Genomic DNA, 25,677 nt, shown 5'->3' with positions numbered 1-25,677 from the left:
CGCGGGCGCCGCGGCGCGCCCCAGGGCGGTGGATCGACCGACAGGACGGTCGCCCTTCGGCTCAATCCACGCGGACGACGGCGACCTGCGCTATCGTGCCGGGGGGCTCGACGTCGACCGTGACGAAATGGCGCCCGATGCCGTCGAGCCGCTCGGGGATCGCGCCGCCGCCGCCCGAGATGTACGCCGGGATCCCCGCGTTCTCGAACGCATAGAACGAGTGGATGTGGCCGTAGAACGTGAGATCCACGCGCCCGTCCGCGAGCATCGTGAGGAGCTTGTTCGCCTCGGCGCGGCTCGCGAACGCGCCGTTGCGGGAGCCCACCGGGTCGAGGGGCGCGAGGTGCATCGTGACCACGTGCAAGAGCTCCTGCCCCTCGGCGAGCCATCCGTCGAGCCACCCGTAGACGAGCGGATCGATCGTCGCGCTCGCCGAGTCGAGCATCGTGAACTGCACGCCCCGGAACACGAAGCGGAAGTTCCCCCGGCCAAACCACTCGTGGTAGAGGTCGTCCCGCGTGCCGAGCTCGTGGTTGCCGAGCGTCGCATAGCAGGGGAAACGGAGCGTCTTCATCTCGCGCTGGAACCGCTCGAGCTGCTCGGCCGAGCCCTGCGAGGTGAGATCGCCGCTGATGAGCGCGAAGCGGACGCCCTCCGCCTCGTTCATCTTCGCGTAGATGTCCTGAACGCGGTCGATCTCCTCCTGGACGTCGGCGAAGACCGCGAACCGCCACGGCTCGCGCCGCGCAGCGTCCGGCGGGCGCAGCGAGAGGGTCACTTCGGCGCCGGGCGGCAGGGAGAGGCGGAAGGTGCGCTGGGTCGGAAACGGCGCGTCGACGAGCTCCACGGGCACGCGCTCGTCCCCGACGCGGGCCGAGAGCTCGGCGTCGGCGAGCATGTTCTCGATCGTGACCCTCCACGGCCCGCCCGCCTCGTCGGTGAGGCGGATCGAGAGCGCGGGCGCGCTCGCCCAGAGCGAGAGCTCGCCCGGCTCGAGGCGGCGGATCGCCGCGAGCCCCTCGTCCACGGCGACGCGCGCCTGGCCCTGTGAGGCCTTTCCTACCTCCCGATCGCGGCGCGCGCGGCCCTCGGCCACGTCGAGGCAGGACAGGGCGAGCGGCGCGGTGAGGGCGAGCAGCGCGAGGAGAGCGTCTCTCAGGATCATGGCGAGTCTCCGGGGCGGAAGAGCAGCGACAGGCGCCCGACGTACGCGGAGCCCGCCTGCACGTCGGCGAGCAGGCCCCAGCGGGGCGAGGCGTAGAGCCGGCCCTGCAGGCCGAGGTGGCCCGGGACGCCGCTGCCGAGGCCGGGGATCTTCGCGCCGCCAGCGTACCCGTCGTGCCGGTGGCCGTAAACCACCTTGGCCTCGCCGCGCGGATACCCCGCGTGCCCGAGGTACATGCCGAAGGCGAAGTGGGGAATCAAGAGCTCGTTCCCCTCGAACGGCCGGCCGCCGTTGCGGTAGCCCTCGATCGCGATCCCCCACCCCATCTCGGCGAACGAGCCCCGCAGCGTGCGCCCGATGTGGGCGAGATCGAGCCGGCCCTGGAGGGTGACCTCGCCGGTGGTGATCGAGAAGTCGTCGGACGTGTAGCGGTGATGGGTGAGCGCGCCCTCGAGCTCGAGGAACGAGCCGTCCGCCGCGCGCGCGCCGTCCGGCGTGCCGGGGCCGATGAAGCGATGCGCGGCCTCGGCGCGGAGGCGCGCATTGTCGTCGTTCAGGCCAAACCAGCCGGAGCCCGAGAGGCGGAGCGAGCTCAGGCGCAGATCCATCCCTGGCACGAGAAACGTGCGGTAGGCGAACGTGGGGTCGTGGACGTAGGCCAGCCCGAGCTGCGTCTCGACCCAGGGCAGCGACAAGGGAGGGCTACCGGTGCCGCCCTCCGGGGCGAGCACGCCATAGAGGTCCGCCAGAAGGGAGATCCCGAACAGGCCCACGCCCGTCACGGAGGCGAGCACGATCGGGGCGATGACGCGCCGCGAGGCCCCGGAGACCGCCGCCCCCGCGAGCCCGCCCACGGTGAGCCCGGCCCCCGCGCCCTCGAGCGCCAGGAGGGTCCACCCCGTGCGCGACTCGCCCAGGATCAGGTGTCCGGTGCCGTGCGCCACGACCCCGGGGAACACCGCGCCGGCCGCGGCGAGGGCGCGCCGCCCGGTGGAGGCGTCCTTCCTTGCCGGCGCCGCGGTCGCCGGCGCCTCGCCCGGCGCGGCCACGGCGGGGGAGCCCGGCGCGGCCACGGCGGGGGAGCCCGGCGCGCCCTCGCCCTCGCCCTCGCCCGCGTCGGCCTGGACCGGCGCGGTCACGAGGAGGAGCAGCAGGGCGAGGAGGTGGCCTGTTGTGCGCGGGGGCCTCAGCATCGAGCTCTGCGTGGCGGACGTCTACCGTGGCACGGCCGCGCCGGATTTCTGGCGGTGGATGTGCTTGTCATCGTTTCTTGAGCCCATACGTTGCATCCAGCAAGAAGGGAATATTCGCATGAGCACGGGTCGAACTTTACGGGTACCGGGGCTTCCGATCGCGCTGGCGGCGATCTTCTCTCCGTTCGTCGCCTGCTCGACGGACCCAGCGCCTCCGTCCGGCACCTCCTCCGACGTGCCGCAGCATCCTGCATCCTGCTCGTACAGAGTCACGACGAGCGTTTACGACGGGAGTCCGGACTACTGGGGCACGATCGAGATCGAGAATACCGGATCGACCGGCTGGACGAGGCCGGAGGTCGCGTTCGGGGTGCCGAGCGGCGCCACGTGCGATGATCACGAGGCGGGCTGGACCCACACGCAATCCGGGTCCACTTGCACGTATTCGAGGACCTCCAGCGTATCGGTGGGTCCGGGCTCGTCGTTCACGTTCCATTTCTCCACGACCTCGGACGCCTCGTTCACCCCCTCGAGCATCGAGCTGACGGATCCGAGCTGTGCCGGCGCCGGCTCAGGGGGCGGCGCCGGCTCAGGAAGCGGCGCCAGCTCAGCGAGCACCGCCGGCTCAGGAGGCGGCGCCAGCTCAGCGAGCACCGCCGGCTCAGGGAGCAGCGCCAGCTCAGCGAGCACCGCCGGCTCAGGGGGCGGCGCCGGCTCAGCGAGCAGCACCGGCTCAGGGGGCGGCGCCGGCGCAGGGGGCGACACCGGCGTGGTGTGGCGCACGGCCAGCCTGACGGAGTTCGAGTCGTACCCCGACCCAGGCAGCGAGGAGTGCATCAAGTTCAACGGGTGCATGTGGGCAGGTCAGTTCGCGGCGCTCGAAGGGCAGCAGTCGGAGAGCTGGGTCCAGGAGCACAACATCGCGGCCGTCCACTCCAAGGACTTCGAGGCCTACAAGCTGAAGACCCTGCGTCTCCGGAAGGATGGAAAGGAGATCGACGTCACGGTGTACGACATGTGCTCCGACTCCGATTGCAGCGGGTGCTGCACCGAGAACGCCCGGCCCTCGGGGTTCCTGATCGACATCGAGAAGTACACGGTCGGGCGGTTCGGGGTGCCCGCGGACGGTCAGGTCGAGTGGAGGTGCCTCGACTGCGACTGAGGCGCGCCTCTCCTGCTCCGGCCAACTACGCTCCTCGCTGCCGCTCGAGCCGCTCCCGCATCACGTTGGGGATCCTCCCCGCCGCCTCGATCGCCCTCGCGAGCGCCGCCTTCCCCTCCTCGTGGCGGCCGCGCCGCGAGCGCGCCCGCGCCCGCGCCTCGATGACCTCGATCTGCTCCTGCCCCACGAAATGGCGAGTGGACCGCTGCTCGATCTCGTCCCATTCCTCGTCGCTCGCCTCCCGCGTCGCCAGGTCGATCATCGACCACAGCACCTCTTCCGCGGGGGTCATCGCCGTCTGTTCGCCCCCCGCCGCGGCGGCATTCGCCTGCTGAGCCCGGATGGGCTCGATGATCTCCCGCGCCCTGCCCTCTTCGCCCTGGTAAAGGAGCAGCCTCGCCTGAAGGAGCTGCACCACCGGCCGTATCTCCTCCCCCCGCCGCTGGCGCTCCAGCGACATGGCCCGCTCCACGTGCGGTACGGCCGCGTCCAGGTCACCCATCAGGTAAAGGTACTCGCCCAGGTTGAACTCGCTCACGAGCTCCAGCATCCCGAGACCCAGCTCGCGCGAGATGGTGAGCAGTCGACGAAAATCCAGGATCATCCCCGCGTTGTCCCCGAGGCACGCGCGGAGCATCGCCCGGTTGTTGATCGCGGGCCCGAGGTGCACGAGATCGCCGCGCTCCTCGCACATGCGAATCGCACGATCCAGCACCGCGCCTGCCTCGTCCAGCTTGCCCAGCCCCGGGTAGATGAAGCCCAGGAGGAGCAGCGACACCACGAGCGTCTCGTAGCCCTCGTCGCCCACCCCTTCTGCCTGCGCCGCCGAGCGCTCGAACTGATGCGCCGCCTCCTCATCGCGGCTCTCGCGGTGAAGCGAGCGCGCCGCCGCCATCGAGAGCCGCGCCGCCAGCGCGGGCGGCAGATCGCCGCGGACGAGCGCCCTCGCGTCCTCCACGCGCTGATTGGATCGGCCGTAGTCGTCCATCCAGTCGAGCACCGTTGCCTCGTCGAGCAGGACCTCGATCTGCTCGATCACGTCGCCCTCCTCGACCGCCATCGCGCGCGCGCGATCGAGGTCTCCGAGCGCGTCGTGGTAGCGACCCAGCCGGTAGCGCATCAGCCCCCGGCCCCGGTACGCCGTCCTCCGCCGCGCGCCGCGCTCCGTGGCCGGCTGCGCGAGCCCGCGGCTGTAGTGGAGCTCCGCCTCCACGTAGGCGTGCCGCCCCCGCGCCCGCTCGGCCATCGCCAGGTACGCCTCCTCCGCGACGTCCGCGAGCCCCGCCTCGGCCGCGTGGTGCGCGATCTTGAACCGCCGCTGCTCCCGGCCCTCGTGATTCGCCTCGAGGTGGTGCTCGTACGCCGCCTGGTGGATCTGCCGCCGCTCGGACTCCGCGACGTCCTGCGCGACGGCCTCCCGCACCAGCGCGTGCCGGAAGCGCAGCCCGCCCTTCCGATCGCCGACCAGCACCCCCGCCCTCAGCAGCCGCTCGGTCCCGACGCGCGTGTCGAGCGGGAAAGCCGCGCCCTCGCCGCGCTCGTCCAGGTGGCGCAGCACGCCCGCGATCTCGTCGATCGACACCTCGGCGCCGAGCAGCGAGACGAGCCGCGCGTGCGCCCCGAGCGCCGGCCCGAGCGCCGCGATCTCCGCCTGCGCCAGCGGATCGAGCGACGGCAACGCGGGGAGCCGATCGAGCTCGTCGGTCGCCAGGTACCACGCGTCTCCCCGCGGGTGCCGGCGCAGGATCCCCTCGCGCTTGAGCCCGTGCACGAGCTCCACGAGGAGCAACGGCACCCGCTGCGAGCGCTCGAGCAGGCGATCGATCGCCGGCTCCGGCACGTCCCGCGCGGGCAGGAGCAGCCGCCGGCACAGCGCCCGCGCGCTCTCGTCGTCCAGCGGCTCGAGCCGCAACACCTCGCGCCGGGCGGCGCGCTCGCCCCAGGAAGGGTGCGCCTCGGCGAACGCCGGGCGCCCCATCGCGCAGATCCACAGCGGCGTGGCCTCGTCCGCGAGCGCCGCGTACTCGAGCGCCGCGAGCGTCGCGTCGTGGGCGAAGTGCGCGTCGTCGAGGATGACGATCACGGGCGACGCGGCAGCATGCCGGCGCAGGCACTCGCCCGCCGCCCGCACGCGCGCCGAGCGCAGCGCGCCGGGCGCGGCCCGGAGCGCCTCGATCTCGGGGAAGATCTCGCCGCCCGTCTGCTCGTCCACCCACCCGAGCGCCATCGCGAGCCCCGAGCAGAGCTCCTCGCCGAGCGCGGGGCCTAGCCGCTCCGCGAGCGCCGCGCGGACGCCGCTCTTCGGGGGCTCCTCGGGCATGCCGAGCGCCTCGCGCACGAGCTCGTGGAGCGTCGCGTCCGAGGCGGCGCTCGTCGGCTCGTGCCCGCGGAGGTCGATGATGTGGGCGTGCGGCAGGCGCTCCCGCAGCTGCTTGCCGAGCTCGACGAAGAGACAGCTCTTCCCGTGGCCGGGCCCGCCCGTCACGGAGACGGCCGTGGGCTGCTTCAGGCGGAGCGCCTCCTCGGCGCTCTGCAGGAGCTGATCGAGGATGTCGCGACGGCCGATGAACGCGCCGGGGCGCGTCGCCTCCCGCGTCTCGTCCTCGGCGCCCGGCGGGAGCTCGTCGCCCGCCGCGACGCGCGACGGCTCCGGGAGCGCGGCCGACGCCTCGGGCGTGAGGAACGGCCCGGGCGGCCCGGCGGCGGAGGGCCACCGCTCGGCGCGCGAGAAGAGCGGGCTCAGAAAGCGCCGCGCCCCGTCCGGGCGCGCCTGGATCGACACGGGTGCGAGGTCGATGAGGACCCGCGCGCACGTCCCGCGTCGGAGCAGCTCGTCGGCCGCGCGCCGCGCGCGGTGCGCGGGGCTGGCCGCGCCCTCCTGGGGGAAGGCGCCCACGTAGCGCGCGCCGGAGGCGTGCGCGAGCTCGCCGCCGAGCGCCCGGAGCCTGCGCTGCACGGCGACGCGATCGGCCGCGCTCTCGAAGAACAGGAGCCCCATCGCGCGGCGCTCGATGCCGGCCACGGAGCGCGGCGCCTCGCGCGCGCTCGTCGTGAGCTCGTCCCGGAGCGCGCGCTCCAGCGCCACGCGGAGCTCGGTCGCGCTCGCGAACCGCTCGCCCCGTTCCTTGGCCAGACAGCGGTGCACCACCTCCTCGACCGCCCGCGGCACGGCCACGCTGGCCGAGAGGCGCGGCGGCCTGCGGCTCCGGTGGTCCTCCAGCACCGCCGCGCGCGGCCCCCAGAACGGGGGCCGGCCCGCGAAGAGCTCGTACAGGATGACGCCCATCGCGTAGATGTCGGCGCGCGCGTCGAGATCGGCCCACCCGGCGGACTGCTCCGGCGCCATGTACTCGGCCGTCCCCACGGCGAGGTCCTCGTCCTGCCCGTCGTAGCGCCGCCCCACGACGCGGGAGATGCCGAAGTCGATGAGGGTCGCCTTCGCCTCATCGGCGAGGATATTCTCGGGCTTGAGGTCGCAGTGCACGTAGCCGCGCGCGTGCACGGCCTCGAGGGTCGAGAGCGTCGCGAGCCCGAGCCGGGCGGCCTCCTCGAGCTTCGGCGCCGGGCGCGCCGCGAGCCGGGCGGCGAGCGTGGGCGCGGCGATGTGCTCGATCACCGCGTAGGGCGAGCCGTCCTCCAGCGCTCCCGACCCGTGCACGGCCGGCACGTGGGGGGCGCCGACGGACGCGAGCGCCTCGATCTCACCCCGGAGGCGCTGGCCTGCGCCGCGCCGATCCGCGCGCGCGAGCTTGATGGCCACGCGCGCCCCGCCGCCCTCGGGCTCGGCCTCGAAGACGAGGCCGAAGCCGCCCTGCCCCAGCGTCCTGCGCGTCCAGTAGCCGGGGAAGCGGGGCAAGGAGACGGGGACGACCGCCGTGATGTCCGGCGGGATCGACGACTGGCCGGCGGGCGGCCGAGCGGACTGCGCGCACTCGGGGCACGCGCCCTGGTTCCGCCGTCCGCAAGCCGGACAGCGCCCCGCTTCCCAGGCCGCGCGTTCCGCCTCCTTGCCTCGCAGGGCTTCCGAGCGCATTCACGCTCCTAGGGGGAGGGGGCGGGCTTCAAGAACGTGGTCACCACCTGGTCCCAGCGTACCCAAGGCGAGACCGAAGGATTCACGAGACACCCCCTGTAGAAGCCGTTCGTGTAGTCCGACCCGTTGCACACCGTCTCGCAGGAGCCCACGATCACCATGGGACCACACTGCTGAACGGTTGTCGCCCCGGTCACCGGGTCGACGCTGAGGTGGCCGACCGCACAGTCGCGTTGCACCTGGCGCGCGCGTGCGATGCTTCCTGGGGCTGATGAGTAGCAGGCCCGCAGAAAGGGTGCCTCCGTCGTGGAGAACAGGTTGCCCCAGAACGCGCCCTCCCTCACCGGATAGGCCGCGCGCTCCGCCGGCGTCGACGTCAGCTCGTTGTTGCGCAGGGAGATGCTCACCGAGACACCGTACCAGTTCATCCGCGCGGCGAGGCAGGCCGTGAGCTGGCTCTGAACATAGGTGTTGTTGGTCGTGGCGGTGCCGAGGGGGGTGGTCGTCCACCAGTGCGCGTAGCCGAGGTCGCCGCGGTACACCTCCGGGTGGGCGACCCCGGCGCTGTCGGTCCATGAGAACGAGAACGTCTGGTCGGGGCGCAGCGCACAGCTCACGACGTAGCGAAGGAGGTCTCTCGACAGGGCGCCGTTCGCTCCCGGATTCTTGATGGCCGACAGCGCGTTGACGCTCAGCGCGTTGACGCTCAGCGCGTTGACGCTCAGCGCGTTGAGGGCCAGCGAGTTGACGCTCAGCGCGTTGACGCTCAGCGCGTTCGGGAGGAAGCCGTTGTCGCTCTCGAGCGCGCTCTCCCCCTCACCGAGGAGCGCCTCCGATTCCTCGTCGAGCTCGGCTCCGATGCAGGCGGTGGTAACCAGAGGTACTACGAGAAGAGCAGCGAGACGCGTAAAGCAAAGTTCCATGACGGTCTCCACCTTTCATCGCGGGTTTTTGGCACGAGGTCGAGCTATGGGAAAGTTTAAGTTACCATTTGGAAACGCTCCTGTGTATGCCTTCTTAACAACTTCATAAAAACTATTGCCTGACCAAAAAACTATTGCTTCATTGAACGCCCGCAACTCACGCAGATCACGTAGCGCACGCGCAGGTGGTGCGACGTCAACACACCACGCGAAGAGGCGACATGACCGACGACGACGAGGCCGAGACCAGGACCTTCTTGTACTCTGAAAGGCTCGCCGCGCGCGGCGAGCTCCCGCCGGGCACCCTGGCCGGCGAGTACATCCTCGAGGAGTTCATCGCTCGAGGCGGCTGCGGCGCGGTCTATTCGGCGCGGCACAGCCGCTCGGGGAGGCGGGCCGCTGTCAAGGTGCTGAACGAGGCGGTGGCCCACTCCCCCCGCGTGCTCGAGCGGTTCGCGCGCGAGATCGAGGTCCTGCGCAGGATCTCCCACCCGAGCATCATCGAGATCTACGAGGTCGACAAGCTCGACGATCACCGGCCCTTCTATGCGATGGAGCGCCTCGAGGGCCAGACGCTCGACGCCTTCATCAGGGCCGAGACGCGGCTCGCGCTCCGCGATGTGCTCGAGCTGATGGAACCTGTGTGCGCGGCGCTGGGGGCGGCGCACGCAGCGGGGATCATCCACCGGGATGTCAAGGCGAGCAACATCTTCATTTGCTCGAGCCAGCCGCGCACCGTGAAGCTGCTCGATTTCGGCATCGCCAAGATGCTGGCCCCCGAGGAGAGCTCGACCTGGCTCACCACCGCCGGACGTATGCCCGGGACACCATCGATCATGGCCCCGGAGCAGATCCTTGGCGGACCCATCGATGCGCGGGTGGACATCTATGCTCTCGGGGTACTTCTCCATCGCATGCTGGTAGGCCGATTACCATTCCACACACATGACACGGACGAGATGGTGCGGAAGCATCTGGAGGAGATGCCGCTGCCCCCGAGCGTGCGGGTCCCGCTGCCTCCCGAGCTCGACGCGGTGGTGCTGCGGTGCATGGAGAAGCAGCGGGAGCGGCGCTACAGCTCGGTCGAGGAGCTGATGCGCGCGCTCGGCGAGGCCATCGGCGGACCGTCGTCGTCGGTGTCGAGCCGTCCCGAGCCGAGGATGCCGGCGGTGGCGGTCTACCTGGAGGTGCGGACGCGCGGCGGCGCCGACGAGCTCGACGACGCCCTGGTGGCCGATATCGGGCAGGTGCTCGACCTCAGCGAGGCGCAGCTCGCGCGCGCGGGCTTCATCCTGGCGTCGATCACCGGCAACGAGGTGCTCGGGGTGCGCCTGCTCCCGAGCTCCGCGATCGAGGAGCGGCGGGAGCGGCGCGCGGCGCTCGACGCCGCGGCGGCGCTCCACGAGATGCTTGTCCAGCGCCCGGACGCGGACGCGCGCGTGCACGTCAACGTGTGCGTCCACGCGGACGAGGTGCAGGCGCGCCCCGGGCCGCAGCCCGAGATCACGGGGGGCGCGCTGATGAACGCGGGGCAGTGGGCGCCGCCGGGCGAGGTGCACGGCGTGTTCGCGACGCCGAGCGCGACCGCGGGCCTGACGAGCAGCACCCCGGCAGACCCGACGCCGGTTCGATGACGGCGGTGGCGGCGCCGCATGGTAAGAGAGCGCCCCCATGGCGAGCCGCTTCTACGTCACGACGCCCATCTATTACATCAACGACGTCCCGCACCTCGGCACCGCCTACACGACGATCGCCGCGGATGTGCTGTGCCGCTATCACCGGATGCGCGGCCACGAGAGCCGCATGCTCACCGGCACGGACGAGCACGGCCTCAAGATCCAGCGCGCCGCCGAGGCGCGCGGCATCGCGCCGGGCCCCCACGCCGACGAGATCGCCGCCGTCTTCCGGGCCACGTGGCCGAAGCTCGGCTGCGCTCCGGATGACTTCATCCGCACGAGCGAGCCGCGCCACAAGCAGGCCGTGCAGGAGCTGTGGCGCCGCATCCAGGCGCGCGGGGACATCTACCTCGGCCACTACGAGGGGCTCTACTGCGTCGGGTGCGAGGCCTACTATACCGAGAAGGACCTGAAGCAGCCCGGCAACGTCTGCCCGCTGCACCACAGGCCCGTCGAGAGCGTCAAGGAAGAGAGCTATTTCTTCCGCCTGTCCAGGTACGGAGACGCGCTGCTCGACTACTACAAGCGCAACCCGACCTTCGTGCAGCCGACGACCCGCCTGAACGAGGTGACGAGCTTCGTGCGCGAGGGGCTCCAGGATCTGTCGGTCTCCCGCACCACGTTCCAGTGGGGCATCCCCGTCCCGGGCGACCCGAAGCACGTCATGTACGTCTGGTTCGACGCGCTGGCGAACTACCTGACCGCCCTCATGGCGCCCGAGGACAACACGCGCTTCTGGCCCGCGGACGTGCACCTCGTCGGCAAGGACATCCTCCGCTTCCACGCGGTCTACTGGCCGGCATTCCTGCTCTCGGCCGGCTACGGCGAGGCGGAGCTGCCGCGCCAGGTCTTCGCCCACGGGTTCCTCACCTACAGCGGACAGAAGATGTCGAAGACGCTCCGCAACACCATCAGCCCCGTCGAGGTGGCGGAGGCCCTCTCCGAGGCGGCGGCCGCGGCCCTGCCCGGCGGCCCGGGCGCCGCGGCCGGCGCGCCGTCCGTCGGGGTGGACGTGGTGCGTTATTGCCTCATGCGCGCGATCTCGTTCGGTCAGGACGGGGATTTCAGCATCCAGGACCTGCTGTCGCGGTACGCCTCGGAGCTCGGCAATGCGCTCGGCAACCTGCTGAACCGGGTGCTCCCGTTCGCCGACGAGGTCCCCGAGAAGGGGGCGCCGGGCCCGCTCGAGGAGGAGCTCAGGAGCGCGCAGCAGCAGGCCTCGGCGGCCGCGGCGGGGGCGTTCGACGCGCACCAGCCGACGCGCGCGCTCGACGCGATCTGGACGGTGGTCGCGGCGGCGAACCTCTACGTCGACAAGGCCGCGCCGTGGGTGGCCAAGAAGACCGACCCGAAGCGCCTCGGGACGATCGTCGGGACCCTGATCGAGCAGCTCGGGGCGATCAGCCTGATGATCTCCCCCGTGATGCCGGTGGTGGCGAGCCGGATGCGCGAGCAGCTCGGGCTGCCGCCGATCGCGCCCGAGGTGGGCAGCGATCAGTGGCCGTTCAACGCCCCTGCCCGCAGGCCGGGCGAGAAGCTCCACAAGGGCGCGCCCATCTTCCCGCGCCTCGAGAAGGAGAAGGAGGCCGAGCTGCTCGCCCGGTTCGCCCCGCCGCCGCCGGACGCCGAGGCGGCGAAGGCGATCCCCGAGGCGAAGGCCGCCCCGGAGGCGAAGGCCGCTCCGGAGGCGAAGGCCGCCCCGGAGATGAAGGCCGCCCCGGAGGCGAAGGCCACGCCCGAGGCGAGCGGCGGCGCCGAGGCGGCCGCCCAGCCGGCGCGCCAGGGCAAGAGCCCCGTGGCGTTCGACGATTTTGCCCGGCTGGACCTCCGGATCGGCGTGGTCACGAGCGCCGAGCGCGTGAAGAAGAAGGATCGGCTGCTCGACCTGCGCGTGGACACCGGCGACGGCGCGCCCCGGCGCATCATCTCGGGCATCGCGGCGAGCTACGCCCCGGAGGAGCTGGTCGGCCAGCGGGTCGTCGTCCTCTGCAACCTGCCGCCGCGCGACTTCGGCAAAGGGCTCGTGTCCGAGGGCATGCTGCTGACCGCCGAGGTCGAGGGGCGAATCCGCACCCTCACGGTCGACGGCGCCGCGCCGGGCACACCGGTGCTCTGACACCGCGCGTGGCCGCCGCGCCGCAATCGTGCTTTCCGCGGCGGCGGGCGGGGGGCCTCCCGGGGAAGCCGGTCCGCGCGCCGGGGGACATGCTAGCCTTGCTCGATGCGTAGTCGCCTTGGCTCGAGGAGGCGGTGAGCATCGCGCTGCGGGGACGCGAGGCTGTGGCCCTGGCCATCGCGGTCGCGGCGCACCTCGCGATCCTCGCCGCGCCGACGCCCGAGCGGCCCCCCGAGGCCCCGGCCGGGCCGCCGCCGCTCGTGGACGGCATCGATCTCGAGCTCGAACCGCCGGCGCCGCGGGGCGCCGCAGCGGCGGCGGCCGGAGGCGAGACGGTCGCGAGCGATCCGGAGGAGGCCGGTGAGGTCGGCAAGGCCGCTCCGGCCGAAAAGACGCAGGCCCCCGCGCCGGGCGCCGCGGCCGCCAAGGTCGCCTCGACCGAGCGCGCGAGGCCGGTGCCGGCCGCGCCTGAAGCGCCCGCCGCCGAGCCGAAGGATGCGCCGGAGGTCGCAGCGCCGGAGGTCGCGGCGCCGGAGGTCGCGGCGCCCGGGCCCGTGGCCGAGGCGCCGGGAGCCCCGGCGACGGCGCCGCCCGGCGGCGAGTACAGCGGGCCGCCCCCCGCGGCGGGCGGGGATGTCGCGCTCGCGCCCGGGATCGGGACGTCCCTCTGGACCGTGCCCGGCCTACTCCCCGGCCCCGACGCGCCGCGCGCCGCCCCGACGGCCGCGCCGCGCGCTCGGCCCGTGGATCCGGCGATCGCGGGCAAGGTGCTGAACGAGACGGTGCACGGCAAGGACAAGAGCGTGGGGATCAGCGTCCCGGCGGCGGGCGTGGTGGCGAGCACCCTGGCGGACACGGTGCGCGCCTCCACCGCGCCCCTCGACGCGCGCGCGACCTTCGAGGTCAAGCTCGGCGCCGACGGCCAGGTCCTCGGCGTGCGGCTGGTGAGCGCGTCGGCCGGCGACGGCCCCACGTGGGATCGCATCGTGGACGCGGCCAAGGGCGCGCTCGCGGCGGGCGCGCTGCAGATGGGGTCTGACCGGCAGCCGGTGACCGTGACGGTCAAGGTCCAGTCCAAGGTGCAGTATCCGTCCGGCAGCCGGAAGAAGCCCAAGCCGGAGCTCGTGTGCGCCGAGGAGGTGTTCGAGCAGATCGCTCAGGCGATGGAGAACCCGAACATGCTCGGCGATCGGCGCGGCCTGGGCGGCGGGGCGCCGCCGGCGGCCGACATGGATGAGGAGGAGAGAAAGAGGCTCTTCTGCATCCCTATCGGGCTCCGCGTGAAGGGCGATCTGTCCGATGTCGGGGCGCACAAGGTCAACGTGGTGTCGGCGTCGTTCGCGGTGAAGCGCGAGGGCGAGCGCGCCCTGCCGCACGAGGACATCCTGCCGGTCGACACGCGCGTGCCGTGGGCGCCCAAGGACCCGAAGAAGGTGAAGCCTCCGCCGCGCCCGAAGAAGAAGTGGAAGAAGAAGAAGGAGCCCTGAGGCCGCGTCCATAACCTCGCCGGGGGACCGCGGCGATGGGCGCGACCCGTCTTTTCTTGGAGGCACGTCCACCAGGAGACGGGTGCCGCCCGTCTCTTCTTGGAGGCACGTCCACCGGGAGACGGGTGCCGCCCGTCTTTTCTTGGAGGCACGTCCACCGGGAGACGGGTGCCACCCATCTTTTCTTGGAGGCACGTCCACCGGGAGACGGGTGCCACCCATCTTTTCTTGGAGGCACGTCCACCGGGAGACGGGTGCCACCCATCTTTTCTTGGAGGCACGTCCACCGGGAGACGGGTGCCACCCATCTTTTCTTGGAGGCACGTCCACCGGGAGACGGGTGCCACCCATGTCCCGCGTGGACGCGGCGTCTCACGCGGATGGGTTCACGGCATGCCGACCGCCCCGGGCGGGGGCGCCGGGACGGCTTCGGGCTTCCTCGCGGGGGCTCTTCGGCGGGGCCTCGCGAGGTCGTCGACCATCGCGACGTAGGGCGCCAGCAGGAACGCGACCAGCGCCTCGCTCCCCGGGATCTCCGGATCGGCGTGGCTCTCGATCTTCTGGATCAGGCTCCGCAGCGCATCCCGGGCGGCGGTCCACTGCGGCCGGCCATCGGTCGGCCCGCCATCGTTTGCGATGACCACGGCCGTGAAGCCGTAGGCCTCGCCGAAGCGGGCGTGGGCGGCGACGAGCTGCCGAACATGCCGCGTCCCGCCGAATCCCGCGATCACCGCCTGGGCGCGCTTCTCCTCCAGCGTCTTCATCCGCTGCACCATCGCGGCCCACTGGACCCGGGGCCGGCGCGTGATGAAGCGAAGCCCCTCGGGCGCCGGGAAGAGCTGCGCGTAGAGCCAGCGCGCCTCGGACGGCGACGGCTTCTCCCCGTCGTCGGAGAGCCCGGCGACTCCCGCGTTCCACTGCTCGAACGCGCGCCATCGGTCGTCGCTGTCGGTGTTCGCCGCACCCCGCTCGGCCTCGCTCGTCGCCGAATGGCGCTGGTCGGCCTGCGCGCTCGCCCGCACGCCGCGGAACCCCTGGAGCTCTGTCGCGGCCGCGTCGAAGCGCCGCCACGGCCTGTCGATGTGCGGCGGCAGCGCCGCGAGGGGCTCGACCCCCTTGGGCAGCGACGCGTCGCCCTCCCTGCGCTTGCCGCCCTTCGGCCGAAGCACCGCCGCGATCCGCGCGCTCACCTGATCTCGGAGTCCGATCACGTCGTCCGCGACGAGCTCCGGGGGGAGGACCATGGTCGAAAATGATTCACTCACGGGGAAAACCTCCTGCGATGTCTCATGGGATCTGGCCTGCCACCGCGGCGGCACGCCGTGGTTTCGTTGCGGGGCGGTGGGGCAGCAACAGACGTGCCGCCGCGAGGTGCTCCGGATGTCCCGGCGCTGCGCCTCGAGACGGCGAGGAGGGGAGCGCAACGCGCTGCCATGGACCGCAACGGATTGCGCCGTTGCGCAACGCTTCCGCCGGCGCGTCACGACGCGTTTGCGCGTCGAGCACCGCGTGCGGGCATGATGTCTGCTACGCTCGCGCTGTAGGTCGATGGTCGACACCTCCCCGCAAGCCGACGCGCGCTACCATGAGCTGCTACGGCGCATGCCTCCGGAGAAGCGGCTCGACGCGTCGAGGCGGCGGAGCCAAGCCGTCCGTGAGCTGGCCGTCGCTGGCATCCGTGCTCGCCATCCAGGCGCAGACAAGCAAGAGATTCGTGTTCGCCTTGCGGTGAGGATGTACGGGCGAGACTGCGCGCGGAGGCTGTTCGGCCACGTACCTGACGACGCGACGTGACCTCATGAGCGCCTCGACAGATGTCGCCACGGCCCCGGACGCGCGTCGTGGTCGTGGGCCACCACGAACGACGCCGCGCCGGAAGGCGCAGGATACGTGATCGTATCGATACGGCCGAGTTCGTCGTAGCCCAGCTTGGCTTCCAGGGGAGCGCCCTCTCCATCGATGCGGAGCGTTATCGTCTCGGTCTGGCTGACGCGGGTGTACCCGTACGTCTTCTCGCCATCGGGGCTCGCGAGCCTGTGGAGCTTGCCGATCCCGTGCGCCGCGGTGTCCCAGGTCCACTTCGTCGTCAGAAGCTCGGCGCCGTGCTGGTCCATGCGCGTGTCGGGTCGGCCGAGCGCGTCGTACATCCACGTGATCTCGCGCCCGAGCGCATCGGTCGACGACATCAGCTCGCCGAAGCCGTCATGAATCGAAAGCGTCGTGCCCCGATCGGGGTCGTCGAGCTGCCGGACGCGGCCGAGCGCGTCGTGCGCGCCACCGCACCGCCTGGATCGGTGACCGTGTGCAGCATGCCAAACGGGCCGTAACCATAGCGGGTGATCCCGCCGGCCGCATCGGTGATGGACGCGGTTCTCCCCAGCGGATCCTGCTCGGTCACGGTCACGCGATCGAGCGGGTCGGTGACGCGCGTGAGCAAGCCGTCGTGCTCCGTCGTCGTGACCGCGCTTCACGGCGTCGTATGGCGCACTTCGCGGCCTACGGCGTCGTGCTCGTCGCGGTCGTACAGTATCTCCCGCTCGGGCGTGTTCCCGCTGACCGGGAGGTCAAGGAACGCCTGGAGCATTGTCAAGGAGCTCGACCCATATTCTGGCTGGGTGCATCTCGTCATCTACCAATACTCTGATAGGCACTCGACGACGATTGATATTCATCTCAAGCAGCGCTCGATTCTCGGACGTAACCAGCGCCACTCTTTCGCCGGGAGTATCGATGAGCCCACGAAACACTTCTGTGCTGCCTGCAATGGTCCCAGGCGGGAGATCTGCTGCAAGAGTCACGGTTACATCGCCGTCGACATCCGCTATCGTGCGAATCGACACGCAGGAGGCGTTAAAAGAGACTGTCCGCCCGGGATCATACACAGGCACATCCATGCTGCTGTTTGATGGATCGAAGACGAAGATGATGGGATGCGAAGGGGAATATGTCGTCGTTTCCATTGTTCATTCCCTTCTTCTTAGCTCTCGCAGAACCTCGCCGCCTTGACGCGCTTTGCAGTGGTTGCAGTGCGGAAGGAATACCTTTGGTTCATCAAGTGCCTGTGGCGGTTGATGGTCGGCAATAGAATTACCGCTCTTAGTTCCCGGGTCCTTGGTACCACAGGTATGGCAACCATGCTTTCCCATTAGTGTATTAACTTGCTTCTGCTCGCTGGCGGTTGGCCGACCTCGATGGGCGGGTATCGACTCCTTCGCGAACGGACCCGGTTTGAGGGTAGTGGGTTCCTCTCCAGCGGGCGCCGTGCCCTTCGGGCCCGTGCTGCCCGAGCCTTGCGACATCATCGCCTGCGACAGCCCCTGGATACCCGCCGCGATGTTCCCGACCCCACCGACGACGAGCCCGGTTGACACCACGATCGCAGGCACACCGACCGCCGCGCCGATTCCGGTGGCGCTCGTGACGCCACCGAAGGCCTCCCCCGTCAAGCCTCCGATCGTGAGGGCGATCCCACCGACGATCTGCCCGATGGCCAGCCCCATCCTGGCCTCCGGGGTCCCATGCGCCAGCACGCCGGCGGCGTCCAGCAGCTCATGACCCACGCCGGCGAAAGGAACGGCCCCGAGCAGCAAGCCGGCGACGAACCCTCCCTCGACCTGGACATAGGGGTTCTGCGACCAGTCGATCGGCGCCGTGGTCACCGGCTGCGGCACGTACCCGGACGCGCTTCCGGTCGTGCTGACGTCGATCGGCGGCACGGCGCCGCCCGTCTCGGCAGCCATGGTGTTTGTATCGGCGTCGGAGCGCGCCCCGCGCTCCGAGGATGGAAGGACCAGCTCGATTTCGATCGGCGGCAGGCCGAGCTCGTCCGACGTGAACTCCCCGCCGGCAGCCCCGTCCTCCGGGAGCGCTCCCTGAAAGCCGCTCGGATCCACGAAGTTGAGCGGGCTGTTGAGCACGTAACTGTACGGATTCCAGCTCTGCCCGAAGAACGGGAGCGAAATGATCGGATCCGTCGTCAAAAACCGCCCGATCCTGGGATCGTAGATCCTGCCCTTCAGGTTCACGAGCCCGAGCTCGTCGTCGCTCTCATGCCCCGTGAACCCCTGCGTCGTCTCGCTGGAGAACGACGCCGGCGCACGCTCTCCCCACACGGGGTTTCTCCGCTGCCCGAACGGGTCGTAGCTCCGCCGCTCGATCACGTCGCCGTCCTCGTCGGTGAGCGCATCGACCGAGCCGAGGTGATCGACGTGCACGTACCGCGTGCCGTCGTCCGAGCCTCCCCGGGTCACGATCGCCACCACGCGCTCCGGCGAGTGGACGTGGTACCGATGCTCTACCGTGCCCGACGCCGCCTCGGTGACCCGCTCGTACAGATCGCCGAAGTAGAGCGTCTCCTTGTCCGGCGTGGTCTTGCGGATCCGCTGCTGGTCGCCGTCGTAGGCGAACGTGACGGTGCTCGCGCCCTGCGTGATGCGCACCGGCAGGTCGAACGGCGTATAGCGCACGGTCGCTCCACCGGGGCGCGCGATCTGATTGCCGAGCGCGTCATAAGAGAAGCTGTCCGTTCCCGCGCTTGTGACCGCGTGCGGGTGCACCGGGTCGTCGTAGAGAAGCGTTCCGACGTCCGACTTGAAGGTGAGGTTGCCGTTCGGCGCGTAGTCGTAGCGGAGCGTGCAAGGCGCCGAGGCGCTCTCCACCTCGCCGAAGTACGCGCAGGTCAGCCGGTGGAGCGCGTCGTGCCGGAAGCGCTCCGTCGTGTTCTGGGGCTGGAGCGAATCGGTGCGGCGCGTGAGATTCAGGCGATCGTCGTAACCATAGTCCAGGTCTTGCACCTCGCCCGCGTTGCTCTGCGTCACCATGTGCCTCAGGCGCTGCTTGTCGGCGAGGTAGCTCCGCTCCGTGACCGCGCCATTGCCGAACACCTCCTCTCGAAAGCGCCCCGCGTTGTCCACGTTCGTCAAGCGCCAGTACGCGGCGTTCGTCTGGCTGTCGCGCACGGCGAGCACATGGCCATGCGGGTCGTGGTCGTGGGCCACGACGAACGACGCCGCGCCGGAAGGCGCAGGATACGTCACCGTATCGATCCGGCCGAGATCGTCGTAGCCCAGCTTGGCTTCCAGGGGAGCGCCCTCTCCATCGATGCGGAGCGTGATCGTCTCGGTCTGGCTGAAGCGGGTGTATCCGTACGTCTTGTCGCCATCGGGGCTCGCGAGCGTGTGGAGCTTGCCGATCCCGTGCGCCGCGGTGTCCCAGGTCCACTTCGTCGTCAGAAGCTCGGCGCCGTGCTGGTCCACGCGCGTGTCGGGTCGGCCGAGCGCGTCGTGCGTCCACGTGCTCTCGCGTCCGAGCGCATCGGCCTGTGACATCGGCTCGCCGAAGCCGTCGTGGACCGAGACCGTCGTGCCCCGATCGGGGTCGTCGAGCTGCCGGACGCGGCCGAACGCGTCGCGCGTCGTGCGCGTCACCGCGCCGCCTGGATCGGTGACCGTGTGCAGCATGCCGAACGGGCCGTAACCATAGCGGGTGATCCCGCCGGCCGCATCGGTGATGGACTCGGTTCGCCCCAGCGGATCCTGCTCGGTCACGGTCACGTGATCGAGCGGGTCGGTGACGCGCGCGAGCAAGCCGTCGTACTCGGCCGTCGTGACCGCGTTCCACGGCGTCGTATGGCGCACTTCGCGGCCCACGGCGTCGTGCTCGTAGCGGTCATACAGCCGCTCGCTCTCGGGCGTATCTTCGCTGACCGGTACCGAGCGCCGCGCGATGTGCTCGCCCAGCGCGTCGTACTCGATCTCTTGCAGGATGCGCTTCGCCTCGCCCCAGCCCTGCGACGGTTCCGGCTCGGGCCCGTACCACCACGACCGGATCGGGCGGCCGAGGCTGTCGTACTCCACCGTGTCGTCGGCGCCGCCGGTCGTCGTGCTCTGCTGCATCACGCGCCAGGCATCCTGGCTCGGGCCGCCGTCCTTTGTGCGCGAGAGCGTGACCGTCGTCGTGGTGCCGTCCGGGCGCGTCTCGATGCCGAGGCGCCCGAAGCCGTCGTACTTCCACTCCGTGACGAGCTGATTCGGGTCGACCCGCTTGAGGAGCACGCCGAGCGCGTCGTCGTACTCCACGATCGTCGTGTGCTCGGCCGCGTTCACGTACTTCTCGGGGAACAGGCCCTCCTCGTCGAGCTCCGTGGTGGATGTACGCTTGTGGCCGAAGGCGTCCTCCGCCGTGACGCCGGTGATGTTCCCGAATTCATCGCGCGTGTACGTGAGCGACAGCTTCGTGTCGGGCAGGCCGTCGTCGCTCTCGGTCGACTCGGTGTCGACCTCGCCGTGGATCGTCGTCGTTCGCGTGAGGGTCCGGCACTGCGACAGCCCCGCCGCCGCGCTGCACTCCTTCTGCGTCTCGAGCTGGCCGAGGACCCAGCGCTCGGTGTCGTTCTTGAACGTCCGCGTGACGTTGAGCGTGAGGTCGACGCCGCCCGTCGAGGCCTCCTCGGCGCGCACGTTCCCGAAGTCGTCGAACTCCGTCACCTTCGACATCGAGTCGCGCAGCAGCGTCGCGCCGCCGCCTCCGCCCTCGACCTGACGCACGTACGTCTCGAGCGAGGGCATCGCGCCGCTCGGGGGAGGATAGACCCCTTGCGCTCGCCTCACCCGGCGCTCGGTCGGCAGCGTGAAGTACGTCGCGCCGTCGTTCGTCGGAACGACCGTCCGCTTCACGTCGAGGAACGAGAGCTCGATCTGCTCCGGGCTGGGCTGGCTGGGCAACCCCGGCGCCCAGCGCCACGTCCGTCGGACGTGCCCCGCGAAAGGAAAGACCTGCAGCTCGTCGTCAAAGGTGACGTGGTCGTAGACGTCGATCCTCGCGGCGCCCGTATCCAGATCGGTGACGATCCGCTCTCCGAACCCGAGAAATCCCCGGCCCAGCCGGTGATAGCGCCCGTCCCGGTAGCTGAACTCGAAGCGCCGCGGTCGGTCCGCGCCATTGTTGAGGGCGTACCCGCTGACCACCCGCCGAGGGCCCACGATGCAGCGCCGCGGATAGCCGCAGTCGTCCGCCGCGCCGGAACGGGCGAGATAGAGCGCGCTCCTCCGGTCCGGATCCTCCTCCGCTGCGCCGCCGCTCGTGACCGACGCATCGGTCAGGTGACCGTACGAAATGCTCACGTTGGGCACGAAGTCCGGCTCGGTCGGGTCGTGCGCGTTCATCCCGTCGGAGACCGCGACGAGGAGATCCTGATCGGCCGAGAGGTTCTGGAAGATGTTGAACACGCCGCCGAGCGGCAGGATCACGTCCTGGGCGCCGTCCCCATTGACGTCTCCGGTGCGCGCCCCGTGCGGATCGGCCAGCGTGACGGCATCGCCGAGGCTGGCCGCGAACGGCACGCCTGCATCGACGAGCTTGAACGGCGGCCCCGCGCGGTCGCCGGTCGCCTGCAGGACGGCCCAGGATGGGAGCGCGTCGGAGCCGCCCAGCAGCATGCCTGGTGGGACGGGCATGAGGAGATCCTGCCGCCCGTCGCCGTTGAAGTCGAGCGGCACGGCGAACCGGAAGAACGCGTCTTGATCCGACAAACCCAGCAAATCACCGAAGCTGAACGCGCTCACGGTCCGGAACGACGAGGCCACGAACGTCGGCCCGGTGTTGAGGTAGGTGATGAGCTCGTGGTGGCTGAAGCCGGATTCCACGGCATCGGGCAGCCCGTCGCCGTTGATGTCGAGAAAGACGACGCGGCCCCCGCCCCACACGACAGGGAGCTCGGTGTCGATCACCTCCCAGCGCCCCTCGCCCCTGCGCATGATCGCGTCGTAGCTCTCTCCGAGGAGGACCGTCCCGTCACCGAACCGCCGCAGGGACGGCACGAGGAGATCGATCTTGCTGTCGGCATCGACGTCGAGCGTGTGGAGCTCCGTATCGCAGGGATAGCCCGTGAGCAGCTCGATCGATTCGCCCGTGGGGTCAAAGCCCGCGGGCGTCGCGCCGCGCACAGGTCGCCAGAGGTGGACGGTCCACACGGAAGAGGCCGGGATCGGCGATTGTCCCAGTCGGTCGTGGTCCTCGCACTGGAACAGATCCGGCATGCCATCGCCATCCAGGTCGGCGAGATGCATCGAGCCGCCGGGGCTGTTCAGGCTCGGCGGTGCGGGCGTGACCCCGAGCGGGAACGGCCGGCGGATGCCCGTGTCATGAAGCGCGAAGGTCCGGTCCGGCCGGGACAGGAGCACATGCCACGTGGTCTTGGAATCGTAGGCGTCGTGAAGCAAGACGTCCCTCCGCCCATCGTCGTCGAAGTCCAGGACCGTCCCGAGCTCGGGCTGGAGAAGGGCCGGGTCGGAGGGCCCAGCCGGATCGGCGACGAACAGCCAATCCTCGAGGAAGGCGAGCTCCGCCGGTGCGAGGTAGGTCGGTGAGCTGCGCGGTCCGAGGTTTCGCGCCACCCGCCACCCGGTGATCGGATTCGACGACGTGCTGAGCCCCGCGACCATGTCCGGAATGACGAGGTCGTCGAGCCCGTCGGCGTCGATGTCGAACACCATCGGGCTCGCCAGCTCGGAGACCGGCTTGTCGACCTCCGTCGTCAGCCGCTTGAACCCCGGCTTCCCGTGACTGTACTGAAAACGTGTGGGAGGCTTGCAGACCCGATCGCTCGCGCATTCCTCGACCTCAGTCAACAGCGTCCGGGTCGTCGTCGGGCTGAGCTCGTAGCTGAATCCGTAGCTCCGGACCAGCGCGTCGCCCGGACCGAGCATCTGGATCTCCTCCAGGCGAAGCGAGCGCTGGAGCGCCATGCCGCCCGAGTAGCCGGTGCGAATGGCGGCCGGATCCTTCGTGCCATACACGAAGCGTACCGCTCGGGAAGGCGCGAGCGACGGCGTGCCCTCGAAGCCCGTGTAGCGGATCTCGTCCACCGCGTACTCGGCGGCATGGCCGTCCTCGGCCTCGGCGAGGCAATACGTGGTCGTCATGGCGTTGCCCCGGCCGTCACGGACCTTTTCCGCGAGCCACGCGCGCGGGACGCCTCCCCGCGCGAGCGGCTTACTACCCTCGGTGCGCCCGTACTCGACGACGCGGCCATTCGGCAGGTAGGCCTCGAAGAAGAGCGCCTCGGCAGGCGCACCGCCCTCCGGAGAATAGTGCCCGACCACCTTGACGAAGGTCTCCGGGAACGTCCGGTACTCGATGGTTCCCGGTCCCTCTCCCACGGGGACGAGGCGCTGGCCGTCGAGGCAGAGCTGATCATCGCGGTCGTACCGCACGCCGCGGATCTCGCCGTCCTGCGCGAGGCTCTTCGGACATCGCGTGATCGCGGAGAGCCCTGCGATGGAGAAGCCGGCGCCGACTACGCCGTCGCCGCCATCGCTGCGATAGACGAGCTGGAGTCGAGGTCCCATGCCAGCGCGGGAGGGCACGGTAGCCAACTCCATGGTGTACACGGCCTCCCCGGTGCTCGTGATCGAGAACGTCCCCGGCAGGGTGCCGGCGCCGACGGTCTCGACCTCTGGCGCCGGGCGGGACGTGGCGGGGCCACGCGCGCCCTGGGTCCGGCAGGCGATGAGGCCATGAGCCGGATCCATGGGCGGATCGCCGCGCACACACTGGCAGCCTCCCTGCGCGAGCACGCTGGCCAGGAACATCAAGAGCGGGATCATCGCCCGGAGAACGCGTCGCAGAACGAGCGCCATCGCAGCCTCCCTCGCACCGAGGAGGCCATGGCGCGGCGGCCCGCGTCAAGCGCTGATCTGGAGTCGTTCCCCCTTCCCTATGCTGATCTCAAGGCATTCATCAGGGTGCCTGTGCGCGGCCAGCGTGCACGCGGCAACAGGGATTGCGCTGTGTTCATAACGCTTTTGGTCGTCCGTGCTAGAGGCGCAGCAAGGCGAGATCGATCGGACGGTGCATCCACATCATCGCCCCCCCATCGCCCTGGGTGTGGCCCTCGCGGCGCTCACCGGGGTCGACCCTGCCATCACCGGGGCCAGCATCCCCCGTCGTGAGCGCGCGCGCCGGGAACGGAGGATGTCGTATCGCCGGGCGGGCTTCGCCCCGCGGCGTCAGGCCACCGCGGCGGCGCGCGTGCCCGGCTCGAAGCAGACCGGCAGGCGCACCGGGCCGTGCACGATGAGCGCCTTGCGCGGCTCCCACGGCTCCTTGCTCGCCAGCGAAAGGCCCCTCAGCCGCGAGAGGAGATCCGGCAGCGCGATCCTGGCCTCCAGGCGCGCGAGCGACGCCCCGATGCAGAAGTGGATGCCGTGCCCGAACCCGACGTGCGGGTTGGGATCGCGCGCGATGTCAAAGCGGCCAGGATCGCGAAAGTGCTGGGGATCTCGGTTCGCAGAGCCGATCACCGGCAGGACGAGCTGCCCGGCCGGGATCGCCTGGCCGTGCATCTCGACGACGCGCCTCGTCTCGCGGAACACCATCTGGAGCGGCGAGCGGTACCGCAGGACCTCCTCGATCGCCGAGGGCACGAGATCGGGCGCCGCCCGGAGGCGGGAGAGCTCCGCCGGGCTCTCGATGAGACACAGGATCGCGTTGTCGATCAGGTTCGTGGTCGTCTCGGTGCCCGCCGCGAGGAGGAACTGGAAGAAGTTCACGAGCTCGTCCTCGTTCAGCCGCTCGCCGTCCACCTCGGCCTCGACGAGGCGGGTCAAGAGATCATCCGCCGGCGCCCTCCGGCGCGCCTTGAGCAGGTCCGCGAGATAGGCCTTCATCTCCTCCTTGACCGCGGCGTGCTCGCTCACGACCCTGGCCGCCTCCTCGCCCCCCGAGAGGGTGTGGCTGAGGTTCACGATCGCCTCGCTCCAGCGCATGAACCGCGCCCGGTCCCCGGTGGGAATGCCGATCATCTCGGCGATCACCATCGTGGGCAGCGGGCCCGCGTAGTCCGCCGCGAGGTCCATCGTCCCGTGCTCGATCCGCTGATCCAGGAGCTCGCGCGACAGCTGCCGGATGCGCGGCTCGAGGCCCGCGATGGATCGCGGCGTGAAGGCCCGCAGGACGATCCCGCGAAGCTTCGTGTGGCGCGGCGGGTCGGAGAAGACGATCCATTCCGGGGCCTTGCCGGTCGGGGGCGTCACGGCAGAGCTGAACGCGTCGTGGTCGGTCAGCGCCCGCTTCACGCCCTCGTAATCGAAGATCATCCAGAGATCGAGCGGGGCGACGTGGAGCACGGGAGAGCCGCTCCGCATCTGCTCGTACAGGGGGTAGGGATCACGCCGCATCTCGTCCGGGAAAAGGTTCATCGCCAGGACCTCCGTCGTGAGGAATCGCCGGGAGCTGCCGCCGGCAGAGAGACGATGCAAGGATATCCAGCCAGGGATGGCGCGCTGGATGAAGCGCGATCCGCAGGCCCCGGTGGCGCAGCGCAGAGGCCGCCAGTACGGCAGAGCCCGCCAGCCCGAGCGGGAGCGAGAGCAAAAAGCCTTGCCAACCCGCGATGACCGCGCCGATGATGCCCGTGAACATCAGGAGCGGCGCGCCGCTCCCCACGTGGAACAGCCCGAAGCGCCGGTGAACGGCGTGAACGGCGTGAACGGCGCGGAGCTCCCCGACCGGTCGCTCGTCGGGAGGCGCCGTGGGGCGCTCCGCCGGCTGGCGAGATGGGCGCCGCTCCGCGGAAACGGCGCTGCACAGGCGCGGCGGCGGCCGCGAGAGAAGCGCGCTGGCGCCGGCACCCGATGCACCCGGGCCGCAGCCCTGATGTCCGTAGACCTCTATCGCCCCGCCGCGGCGCCGCTTTGAGGCGCGAAGTCGCCGGAACGAGCCGGCACCGCGCGCGGACGAGGCGTGCACAACGCTTGCAAGGGCGGCGCTGCGAAGCCCGGGTCGCAGGAGGAGCCGCCCTGTTGAGGCCGATCCGAATTCGGCCGGCCGCCCATCGAAAAGTCCACCGGTGGCGTCCGGCGGAGAATATAAGACGGCCCGGGATTCCACGCCGCTCCCCCCACATCGAGGACGCGGTGTTTT

The 25,677-nt window shown here is 70.6% G+C and carries 16 protein-coding genes; 5 read left to right on the top strand and 11 right to left on the bottom strand.

Annotated features, from left to right (window positions below):
- Window positions 1-61: 61 nt before the first annotated feature.
- The 3 genes from WME75_RS00650 to WME75_RS00640 all read right to left on the bottom strand — a co-directional run bounded on the left by WME75_RS00650 (window position 62) and on the right by WME75_RS00640 (window position 3,141).
- A complete protein-coding gene (locus WME75_RS00650; RefSeq protein WP_437485348.1) occupies window positions 62-1,165 on the bottom strand; it encodes a metallophosphoesterase family protein in 1,104 nt (367 codons plus the stop codon).
- Window positions 1,162-2,358 carry a hypothetical protein gene (locus WME75_RS00645; protein ID WP_437485346.1) on the bottom strand — a complete coding sequence of 399 codons (1,197 nt, stop codon included), beginning with the start codon at window positions 2,356-2,358 and terminating at the stop codon, window positions 1,162-1,164. The genes WME75_RS00650 and WME75_RS00645 overlap by 4 nt, the downstream gene beginning before the upstream one ends.
- Window positions 2,359-2,754: 396 nt before the next feature.
- A complete protein-coding gene (locus WME75_RS00640) occupies window positions 2,755-3,141 on the bottom strand; it encodes a hypothetical protein (protein WP_437485344.1) in 387 nt (128 codons plus the stop codon).
- On the opposite strand from WME75_RS00640, the gene WME75_RS00635 reads away from it, so the two are divergent.
- Window positions 3,131-3,520 carry a hypothetical protein gene (locus tag WME75_RS00635; RefSeq protein WP_437485342.1) on the top strand — a complete coding sequence of 130 codons (390 nt, stop codon included), beginning with the start codon at window positions 3,131-3,133 and terminating at the stop codon, window positions 3,518-3,520. The genes WME75_RS00640 and WME75_RS00635 overlap by 11 nt on opposite strands.
- 25 nt (window positions 3,521-3,545) lie before the next feature.
- Here WME75_RS00635 and WME75_RS00630 read toward each other — a convergent pair whose 3' ends face one another.
- Both WME75_RS00630 and WME75_RS00625 read right to left on the bottom strand, forming a co-directional pair.
- A complete protein-coding gene (locus tag WME75_RS00630) occupies window positions 3,546-7,553 on the bottom strand; it encodes a serine/threonine-protein kinase (RefSeq protein WP_437485340.1) in 4,008 nt (1,335 codons plus the stop codon).
- 8 nt (window positions 7,554-7,561) lie between these two features.
- Window positions 7,562-8,476, bottom strand: a complete 915-nt coding sequence (locus WME75_RS00625) for a hypothetical protein (protein WP_437485339.1) — start codon at window positions 8,474-8,476, stop codon at window positions 7,562-7,564.
- 221 nt (window positions 8,477-8,697) lie between these two features.
- Here WME75_RS00625 and WME75_RS00620 point away from each other — a divergent pair, with 221 nt between their 5' ends.
- The 3 genes from WME75_RS00620 (at window position 8,698) to WME75_RS00610 (ending at window position 13,755) form a co-directional block, all read left to right on the top strand.
- A complete protein-coding gene (locus WME75_RS00620) occupies window positions 8,698-10,110 on the top strand; it encodes a serine/threonine protein kinase (RefSeq protein ID WP_437485337.1) in 1,413 nt (470 codons plus the stop codon).
- A 37-nt stretch (window positions 10,111-10,147) separates the two neighbouring features.
- Window positions 10,148-12,268, top strand: coding sequence for a methionine--tRNA ligase (metG, locus tag WME75_RS00615; protein ID WP_437485335.1), 2,121 nt, complete (start codon window positions 10,148-10,150; stop codon window positions 12,266-12,268).
- Window positions 12,269-12,402: 134 nt separating this feature from the next.
- The gene (locus WME75_RS00610; RefSeq protein ID WP_437485334.1) at window positions 12,403-13,755 is read left to right on the top strand and encodes a hypothetical protein; all 1,353 of its coding nucleotides are present in this window, start codon (window positions 12,403-12,405) and stop codon (window positions 13,753-13,755) included.
- Between the two features lie 386 nt (window positions 13,756-14,141).
- Here WME75_RS00610 and WME75_RS00605 read toward each other — a convergent pair whose 3' ends face one another.
- From WME75_RS00605 to WME75_RS00580, 6 genes are all read right to left on the bottom strand, one after another.
- Window positions 14,142-15,020: a hypothetical protein gene (locus WME75_RS00605; RefSeq protein WP_437485332.1), complete on the bottom strand. Its 879-nt coding sequence runs from the start codon at window positions 15,018-15,020 to the stop codon at window positions 14,142-14,144.
- Window positions 15,021-15,551: 531 nt separating this feature from the next.
- On the bottom strand, window positions 15,552-15,941 hold the full coding sequence (locus WME75_RS00600) for a hypothetical protein (RefSeq protein WP_437485331.1): 390 nt from the start codon (window positions 15,939-15,941) through the stop codon (window positions 15,552-15,554).
- On the bottom strand, window positions 15,941-16,192 hold the full coding sequence (locus WME75_RS00595; protein ID WP_437485329.1) for an RHS repeat domain-containing protein: 252 nt from the start codon (window positions 16,190-16,192) through the stop codon (window positions 15,941-15,943). Before WME75_RS00595 ends, WME75_RS00600 begins: the two co-directional genes overlap by 1 nt.
- Before the next feature lie 127 nt (window positions 16,193-16,319).
- On the bottom strand, window positions 16,320-16,715 hold the full coding sequence (locus WME75_RS00590; protein WP_437485327.1) for a hypothetical protein: 396 nt from the start codon (window positions 16,713-16,715) through the stop codon (window positions 16,320-16,322).
- 3 nt (window positions 16,716-16,718) lie between these two features.
- Window positions 16,719-23,393: an RHS repeat-associated core domain-containing protein gene (locus tag WME75_RS00585; protein ID WP_437485325.1), complete on the bottom strand. Its 6,675-nt coding sequence runs from the start codon at window positions 23,391-23,393 to the stop codon at window positions 16,719-16,721.
- A gap of 369 nt (window positions 23,394-23,762) precedes the next feature.
- Window positions 23,763-24,953 (bottom strand): cytochrome P450, encoded by a 1,191-nt coding sequence (locus WME75_RS00580; RefSeq protein WP_437485323.1) that lies wholly within the window; start codon window positions 24,951-24,953, stop codon window positions 23,763-23,765.
- Between the two features lie 76 nt (window positions 24,954-25,029).
- Between WME75_RS00580 and WME75_RS00575 the strand changes: the two genes are divergently transcribed.
- Entirely contained in the window at window positions 25,030-25,452 is a 423-nt protein-coding gene (locus WME75_RS00575; protein WP_437485322.1) for a hypothetical protein, read from the top strand.
- Window positions 25,453-25,677 lie beyond the last annotated feature (225 nt).

Source organism: Sorangium sp. So ce1014 (genome assembly GCF_051521505.1).
GTDB lineage: Bacteria > Myxococcota_A > Polyangia > Polyangiales > Polyangiaceae > Sorangium.
The sequence above is the reverse complement of the archived record's forward strand: the minus strand, read 5'-3'. Positions and strand labels throughout refer to the sequence as shown.